This window comes from Microbulbifer sp. JSM ZJ756 (assembly GCF_044383805.1).
GTDB lineage: Bacteria > Pseudomonadota > Gammaproteobacteria > Pseudomonadales > Cellvibrionaceae > Microbulbifer > Microbulbifer zhoushanensis.
Genome location: NZ_JBISER010000027.1, coordinates 1 through 1,135 on the forward strand (window position 1 = coordinate 1; position 1,135 = coordinate 1,135).

Here is a 1,135-nt window from a genome sequence, read left to right on the forward strand (position 1 = left end):
TTCATCCAGAGCGAGAGAAATATTGAGTGCCAACCCATCACAATAACAAGCGCAGGAACAATCGGCCACTTCGTGGCCTGGACCTCCAAACCGCTACGCGGTTTTCCGGCCTGTGCTGCGAGCGTTATGCAAAAGGGAAGATAATGAAAAATTTACTTGCCGTGGTGTTAGTTTTTGTGTCGCTAATTAGTTCTTCAGCTTATTCTGAGGAATTACACATAAAATCGAACAAAGTTGACGTAAAGCTTTTGAGTGATCCAGATAGTTGGACCTATGAGATTTTGGTGAATGGTGAATCTGCGCTAAAGGACGATGGGCAAATCTTGAGTTTTATGTTTAACGAAAGTAACGATTCATACTTTTGGGGAAATAAAGAGTATCTGATTGTTCAGGTAACTACTGGCGGCAGCGGCTGTCCAGCATTTTTTAGAATTTTAGACCCGAGTAAGGATAAGAATAGTCTTACAGAAGAGTTTGGCACGTGCAGTGATACTCCAAAAATTTCGGATAGCGAGAATGGTCTAATGTTCTCATTCCCTACCCGTGAACCAAATGTCAGTCGGGTATGGAAGTACGAAAATGGAGTGTTGAGTGAAAAACCTGCATAACAATCGCAGGCAATATGCTCCAGCCCTACGGGCTTCCGCGGGACGGCCTACGCTACGCTCCGGCCGCCCTTGCTGCGGGCGTTATATTTCTTAAGAGATGACTGAGCTAATAGAGATACACGGAGAGCAATGGAAAATTGCCGACATTCAAGACAATGTTGAGTGGGCTAGGCAGCAAGAGTGGCTCTTAAAAAAATATGACATCACAGACGATCATGAGCATTGTCTTATTTGCTACTGGACTATCTTCGCCTCTGATAATGAGGAGGAGTCAACGGGGTATTTTTATGGGGGTAGCACTTGGCTGTGTACCGAGTGCTATACAAAGTTTGTGCAAAAAATATAACAAGCAAAGGCAGCATCGCCCTTCGGGCTGGACGCGCTAACGCGCGCCGCTGCTGTGGGCGTTCTGGCTGTAGAAAAACTCTTAAAATATAGTGTTTTTTGATAGAATTGGCAGGTCGAAAAGGGGAATCCCGCCATGCCAAACTTCAAGCGGTACAATTACAACCAGGACGCGATGGTTG

General features: G+C 45.4%; 1 protein-coding gene. It reads left to right on the plus strand.

Going from position 1 to position 1,135, the window contains the following annotated elements:
• Positions 1 to 143: 143 nt before the first annotated feature.
• Positions 144 to 608 (plus strand): hypothetical protein, encoded by a 465-nt coding sequence (locus ACH6CX_RS18455; RefSeq protein ID WP_396676208.1) that lies wholly within the window; start codon positions 144 to 146, stop codon positions 606 to 608.
• The last annotated feature ends 527 nt before the right edge of the window (positions 609 to 1,135 follow it).

Coding starts and splice junctions, on each gene's coding strand:
- ACH6CX_RS18455 (WP_396676208.1), top strand. CDS start 144: ATGAAAAATTTACTTGCCGTGGTGTTAGTTTTTGTGTCGCTAATTAGT.